Source organism: Sphingomonas sp. CBMAI 2297 (assembly GCF_029870595.1).
GTDB lineage: Bacteria > Pseudomonadota > Alphaproteobacteria > Sphingomonadales > Sphingomonadaceae > Sphingomonas.
Map to the genome: position 1 here is coordinate 466,108 of NZ_JAPDIR010000002.1, position 6,768 is coordinate 472,875.

6 protein-coding genes are annotated in these 6,768 nt (G+C 67.4%); 3 read left to right on the forward strand and 3 right to left on the reverse strand.

Annotation, left to right across the window (positions count from 1 at the left end):
* Position 1 precedes the first annotated feature (1 nt).
* A complete protein-coding gene (locus OMP43_RS05065) occupies positions 2-1,444 on the reverse strand; it encodes a patatin-like phospholipase family protein (protein WP_280278631.1) in 1,443 nt (480 codons plus the stop codon).
* 161 nt (positions 1,445-1,605) lie between these two features.
* On the opposite strand from OMP43_RS05065, the gene OMP43_RS05070 reads away from it, so the two are divergent.
* Both OMP43_RS05070 and OMP43_RS05075 read left to right on the forward strand, forming a co-directional pair.
* A complete protein-coding gene (locus OMP43_RS05070; RefSeq protein ID WP_280278632.1) occupies positions 1,606-2,634 on the forward strand; it encodes an aspartate-semialdehyde dehydrogenase in 1,029 nt (342 codons plus the stop codon).
* Between the two features lies 1 nt (position 2,635).
* On the forward strand, positions 2,636-3,073 hold the full coding sequence (locus tag OMP43_RS05075) for a GFA family protein (protein ID WP_280278633.1): 438 nt from the start codon (positions 2,636-2,638) through the stop codon (positions 3,071-3,073).
* 28 nt (positions 3,074-3,101) lie between these two features.
* Here OMP43_RS05075 and OMP43_RS05080 read toward each other — a convergent pair whose 3' ends face one another.
* Positions 3,102-3,758 (reverse strand): hypothetical protein, encoded by a 657-nt coding sequence (locus OMP43_RS05080; RefSeq protein ID WP_280278634.1) that lies wholly within the window; start codon positions 3,756-3,758, stop codon positions 3,102-3,104.
* Positions 3,759-3,906: 148 nt separating this feature from the next.
* Between OMP43_RS05080 and OMP43_RS05085 the strand changes: the two genes are divergently transcribed.
* Complete coding sequence (locus OMP43_RS05085; RefSeq protein WP_280278635.1) at positions 3,907-5,295, forward strand: DUF418 domain-containing protein; 1,389 nt, start codon at positions 3,907-3,909, stop codon at positions 5,293-5,295.
* Here the strand turns inward: OMP43_RS05085 and OMP43_RS05090 are convergent.
* A complete protein-coding gene (locus OMP43_RS05090) occupies positions 5,219-6,697 on the reverse strand; it encodes a DHA2 family efflux MFS transporter permease subunit (protein ID WP_280278650.1) in 1,479 nt (492 codons plus the stop codon). The genes OMP43_RS05085 and OMP43_RS05090 overlap by 77 nt on opposite strands.
* Positions 6,698-6,768: the final 71 nt, after the last annotated feature.

Below are 6,768 nucleotides of genomic sequence, written 5' to 3' on the forward strand. Positions count from 1 at the left end.
GTTAGCGCCGCCCCACGGCGCCGGGCATCGTCCCGTCGGGCCGGCCGCATATCGCGCGTGTCTCGGTGCCGTCGTAATGGCACAGGTCCACCCAGGGCTCGCCTCCGGTGGCGCGGTTGCGGCCATAGTCCATCATGCAGCGCATGAAGGCAGGGACGAACATCGCCCCGCGCGCCGCTTCCTTGAGCGGCCCGCACCGGATGCCGGCGTCATAGGTCGGCGTATAGTTGCGATAGCCGTCCGCGCTGACGAACCAGATCGCGCCGCCCGGCCGGCTGAGCCGCAGTGCCGCGATCGAGCCGATCTCGAGCTGGTTGACCATGATCGCCTCGCTTCGCTGGACGGCGCGCAGCGCATCGGCATGGGTGTCGATATCGGCGGGATAGCCCGGCATCACCGGCTGGTCGGGCGGCAGCCAGGTGGGGCCGTTGCGGATGACGTAGATCTCGCCCGGCACCGGCGGCGCGGCCTCGGGCCGGCGGCCGAGCAGCTGCGCGCGCTCCTTGCGCACCAGCGCGCCCGCCAGCCGCTGGGCATCGGCGACCGAGGCGAGGAACACCGACTGGCGCACGCCGCCGTCATAATAGGTTTTCCCGCCGACCCGGACCTGCTGGTAGAAGACCGGCACCGCGGCCGAGGCAAGCGCCGCGCCCGCCAGGCACTGCGTGGCCCGCGCGAGATCCGCCGGGCCGTCGCCATAGGGGGCGAGCAGTTCCTGGACGTCGATATAGCCGAACTCGCCCGAATTGGCTTCGATCAGCCCGAGCAGCACCTTGCGGCTCCGGGAATCGCGGAGCGTCTTGACGATGCAGGTGCCGGCCTGTCCCGCGGGGGACTTCGGGTCGTAGATCGCCGGGCAGATGCGCTGCTCGAAGCGGCGCTTGAGCGGCTTGAGATTGGCCAGCGCGCCGTTGATCGCGGCCATTGCCTGCAGCCCCTCGCGATCGACGATGTCGCTCTCCCTGGCCGGAGAATAGGCCGCGGCCAGCGCCTGGCGGATCGCCGCGCCCTCGCCGTCCTGCCGGTCGAGCCCCGCGCCGACGAACAGCGACTGGAGCGCGCCGGTGCTCACTCCGGTCACCACGGCGAAATCGGGGAATTGGCGGTTCTCGGCCAGCTGGTTCATCAGGCCCACGCCGAACGCTCCCCATTGGCCGCCGCCCGAGAGCAGCAGGATCGGCCGTTCGGGGGCGGAGGGCGCGGCCAGGAAGGCGGGATCGTCCCGCAGCCGTGCGATCTCCGCGGCGGCGAGCCGGTCGGCGAGCTCGCGCTGGGCGGGCGGCAGCGTTTCCAGGTCGAGCGCGCGGATCTGGCGCTCCAGCGGCGTCAGCTCGATCGGATGGATGAACGCGGCGAAATTGGCGCAATCGAGCTTGAGCGCCCCCTTCACCGCGCAGCTGCCCAGGCTCAGCCCCATCAGCAGGATCGTCAATATGCGACGCATCATTCCCCTCCGCTCTTTTGTCGATGCGTAACAAAATTGCGTGAAACATGTCTCCGACGAAATCGCCCAAAGCGGAGCCATGGCGTGAAACAAGCAGCGCTTGCTTGCGCACCCGCACCGATAGGCGTAGCGCGGCCCCAGTTTCCACCCTGGAGTATGTGATGGGCTACCGTGTCGTCGTCGCAGGCGCCACCGGCAATGTCGGGCGCGAAATGTTGAACATCCTGGCCGAGCGGGAATTCCCGATCGACGATCTTGCCGTGCTGGCGTCGTCGCGCTCGACCGGCGATATTATCGACTTCGGCGAGACCGGCAAAACCTACAAAGTCCAGAACATCGAGCATTTCGATCCGACGGGCTGGGACATCGCGCTGTTCGCGATCGGCTCGGAAGGCTCGAAGCTCTATGCGCCGAAGTTCGCCGCCGCCGGTTGCACGGTGATCGACAATGCGTCGCTCTATCGCATGGATCCGGACGTGCCGCTGATCGTGCCCGAGGTGAACCCGGAGGCGATCGACGGCTACAAGGCCCGCAACATCATCGCCAACCCCAATTGCTCGACCGCGCAGATGGTGGTGGCGCTCAAGCCGCTCCACGATGCCGCGAAGATCAAGCGCGTCGTGGTCGCGACCTATCAGTCGGTCTCCGGCGCGGGCAAGGCGGGCATGGACGAGCTGTTCGAGCAGAGCCGCAACATCTTCGTCGGCGACCAGGCCGAGCCGAAGAAGTTCACCAAGCAGATCGCGTTCAACGTGATCCCGCACATCGACAGCTTCCTGGAAGACGGCTCGACCAAGGAAGAGTGGAAGATGGTGGTCGAGACCAAGAAGATCCTCGATCCGAAGATCAAGGTCACCGCCACTTGCGTGCGCGTGCCGGTGTTCGTGGGCCATTCGGAAGCGATCAACATCGAGTTCGAGGACGAGATCTCGGCCCAGCAGGCGAAGAACATCCTGCGCGAGGCGCCGGGCGTGATGCTCGTCGACAAGCATGAGGACGGCGGGTACGTCACGCCGATCGAGTGCGTCGGCGAATATGCGACGTTCATCAGCCGGGTGCGCGAGGATTCGACGGTCGAGAACGGCCTGTCGCTCTGGTGTGTCTCGGATAATCTGCGCAAGGGCGCGGCGCTGAACGCGGTCCAGATCGCCGAACTGCTCGGCCGCCGCCACCTCAAAAAGGCGGCCTGACGTGATCGCGGGCGGCTGCCGTTGCGGCGCCGTCCGCTACACGCTGGCGATGGACGATCTGCCGATCGTCTATTGCTGTCATTGCCTGAAATGCCAGAGCTGGGCGGGCAGCGCCTTCACCCAGCAGGCGCCGGTGCGCGCGGAGGCGCTGGCGGTCACGGGGCCGATGGTGGAATACAGCTTCACCAACACCGGCGGATCGCTATCGCACCAGTTCGTCTGCGGCACGTGCCACACGCGCATCTACAACCGCAACAGTGCCTGGCCGGAGGTGGCGATGCTCCGCGCGGGCACGCTCGATCGCAGCGACGCGCTGGTCCCGCGCGCGCATATCTGGGCCAAGCGCAAGCAGCCCTGGATCGTCATCGCCGACGACGTGCCGCAATGGCCCGAAAGCGCCCCGATGGAGGCATTCGTGGCGCTGCTGTTCCCGGACTAGGTTCCAAACCAGGGGGCGCGGTGCGGCCTCAGCTGTCGCAGCTATAGTCTGGCGGGTAGATCGAGCGGCCCAGATCCTTGCGGACGCGGCGGGCCAGGCTGGCCGCCTCGCGATTGCCCAGCTTCTCGGCATCGGCCAGCAGGTCGGCGAGCGGGCCGGAGCAGCCGCCGGCCTGGTTCAGCATCGCCACCAGGCGCGAGGCGCGAATGGGGCCGTCGCCGGTCTCGATGCGGGCCGGGGGGAACCAGCCGAGCCCGCCGATCTTGCGCTGGCGATCCTCGCGGCTGTAGGACTTGTCGTCCATCGGATCGATCACCTGGGTGCCCAGCAGGATCATGCCCGCCGCGGCGGCCATGCTGCCGATCCGGGACGGCCCGTGCGATACTCGGTCCGGATCCGGCATCGCATAATAGCTGAGCAGCAGCGCGGCAAGTGCCCGGGCGCTCTGCCGGTCATCGACCAGCGCCAGCGCGTCCGGATCCACTTCGATGCGATCGACCCGGGCACGGGCGAAGACGCCGCGCTCCTCGGCCGGGATGGTGGCCAGAGTGAACTGCGCGCCGCCGGGCGTGAGCTCGTGCAGCGCGACGTCGAGCTGCTCGATGGGGGCGGGGCGCGGCGGGGCGGCGGCGCCCAGCGCGAGCGCGGCGGAAACCATGGCGAGCATCTTGATCCGCATCTGCATTCCCCTCTTCCCGTCGCCCGATCATAGCCGGGATCGGTGCCTTGAGCGAGACGTTGCGGCGAAGCGCAAACCGTAGGGCGAACACCGTCTTTACCGGGAATTGACCGATCCGCGCTAGAAGGGCGGCTTCTCACGGGTGGGTCGCGCGGTGGTCGAAACGAGCAATGCCGGATTGGCGCCCGTGCGCGGCAAGGCGCGCATCGACGTGCTCGACATGCTGCGCGGGCTGGCGATCCTCGGCATCTTCTACATCAACGTGCCCTATATGGCGGCGAGCGTCTGGACCTTCTCGGCCGATGTCCGGCTGATCGGCTGGACGCCGGCGGACCGCGATGCCTGGGTGGCGGTGAACCTGTTCTTCGCGGGCACGCAGCGCTGCCTGCTCGAATTCCTGTTCGGCGCCGGCATGATGGTGCTGGCCCGCAAGGCGATGACGCCCGATGGGCCGGTGGCGGTCGCCGATCTCTATTACCGGCGCAACCTGTGGCTGCTTGCCTTCGGCCTGTTCGACGTGTTCGTGCTGCTCTGGCCCGGCGACATCCTGCACATCTATGCGCTCGCGGCGCTGTTCCTGTTCCCGTTCCGCACTTTGGGGCCGAAGACATTGGTCGCGCTGGGGCTGGGCTGGGCCGTGCTCACCGGGCTCGGCATCCCCGAATATGGCGCGCGGGAATATGTCGCGCGCACGGAGCTGTCCCAGCGGGTCGAGGCGGCCGAAGCCAGGGCGCGGGCGGGGGAGGCACCGGCGGCCGCCGATGCCGCCGCGCGCGCCGAGTGGCGCCGGCTGGCCGTGCACGCGCCCGACCCCGCCGCGGTCGCCCGCGAGCGCCAGGCGCATCAGGGCGGCTGGCTGCCCTATGCGAAGAATGCCTGGCATTATTGGAGCTATCTCGCCGACGAATGGCTGCTCTGGGACGTGTTCGAGGCGTTCTGCACGATGCTGATCGGCGTCGCGCTGTGGAAATGGGGCGTGATCCAGGGGCTCAGGAGCGCGCGCTTCTATCTGTGGCTGCTGGTCGCCGGCTATGGCTTCGGGCTCACCGCCCGCGCGATCGGGCTGGCCGAGACGCTGAGCTTCGCGCCCGGCCCGCGAAGCCTGTGGGTCACCGGCGAGTTCGCGCGCATCGCGATCGGGCTCGGCCATCTCGCGCTGGTCAACCTGCTGGTGAAGAGCCGGTTGGGGAGCACCGTGCTGGGCGTGTTCAAGGCGCCTGGCCGCATGGCCTTCTCGCTCTATTTCCTCCAGCAGATCGTGGGCATGTACATCCTGTTCGCGCCCTGGGGCTTCGATCTGTGGGGCAGGTTCGGCTGGGCGCAGATGGCGGCGATTTCCACGACCGGGATCGTCTTGCTGGTCGCCTTCGCCAATCTGTGGATGCGCCATTTCGTCAGCGGCCCGCTCGAATGGGCCTGGCGCAGCCTTGCCTATGTGCAGTGGCAGCCGATGGTGCGGACGGAGCCTAGTGCCCCGCCGCGGCCGGATCGTTCTCCACTTTCCCGCCCGGCTTCTGGAGCAGCACCACCAGCGGCACGCTGACCGCGGTGACGATCGCCATCAGCCAGAAATCGTTGAGATAGGCGATCATCGCCGCCTGCCGGTTCACTTCGGCGTCGACCAGCCCGGTGATCATCGCGCCCTGCTGGCCCATGCCCTGCACCAGCGAACCCAGGCCGTTCATCGTCGTCGCGGTGACGTGCTCGCCCAGATACTGGTGGCTGCGCTGGATGTTCTGGGCGAGGATCGCGCTCACCGCCGAGATGCCCACCGACGCGCCGATGTTGCGGGTCAGGTTGAGCAGGCTCGATCCCTCGGTGCGGAAATGCGGGGGCAGTCCGGCAAAGGCGAGGCCGTTCAGCGGCATGAACACCAGGCCCAGGCCCAGGCCCTGGACGAAGCCCGAGACGATGAAGGGCGTGCTGCCCATCTCGAGCGTCCAGCCCGACATCTCCCATAGCGAGACGGCGGCGATGGCGAGGCCGATGCCCACCGACCAGCGGGGATCGAGCCAGCCGCGCTGGATGAGCTGCGCGCCGACGAACATGGTGATCACCACGCCGAAGCCGCGCGGCATCAGCAGCATGCCGGTCTGGAACACCGAATAGCCGTAGAGATTCTGCAGCATCGGCGGCAGCAGCGCCATCGTCGCCATCATCACCAGGCCGATCACCAGCATGAAGAAGATGCCGGTCACCAGGTTGCGATGCTTCCACAGCTCGCGCTCGAACATCGGGTTCTTCGCGGTGAAGAGGTGGACGGCGAACATCCACAGCGCGATCACCGCGACGAGCATCTCGACCCAGATCTCGGTCGAGGAGAACCAGTCCTGGTCCTGCCCGCGATCGAGCATCAGCTGGAGCGAGGCGATGCCCAGCGAGAGCAGCGTGAAGCCGAAGATGTCGAAGGAACGCTTGCGGATCGGGCGCGAGGGCAGCAGCCACCACAGGATGGCGAAGCACACCACGCCGACGGGCAGGTTCACGTAGAACACCCAGCGCCAGTCGAAATTATCGGTCAGATAGCCGCCGATCAGCGGGCCCATGATCGGGCCGACCATGATGCCCATGCCCCAGATCGACATCGCCTTGGGCTGGTCCTTGGGCGCGTTGATGTCGAGCATCACCGTCTGGCTCAAGGGGTTGAGGAACGCCGCGGTGATGCCCTGGAGGATGCGGAAGGCGACCATCTCCTCCAGCGTCTGCGCCGCGCCGCACATGGCGGAGGCGATGACGAAGCCGACGGTGGCGATCAGGAACAGGTTGCGCGAGCCGATCCGGTCCGAGAGCCAGCCGGTGATCGGGATCGCGATGGCCGAGGCGACGATATAGCTCGTCAGCACCCAGTTGATCGTGTCGCGGGTGGCGCCGAGCGACGCCTGCATGTGCGGGATGGCGACGTTGGCGATCGTCGTGTCGAGAATCTGCATGATCGTCGCCATCATGACGCCGAGCGTGAGCAGGCCCTTATACTTTACGGGGAGGGCGGCCCCGCCGCCCTCCCCGTAAAGTATAA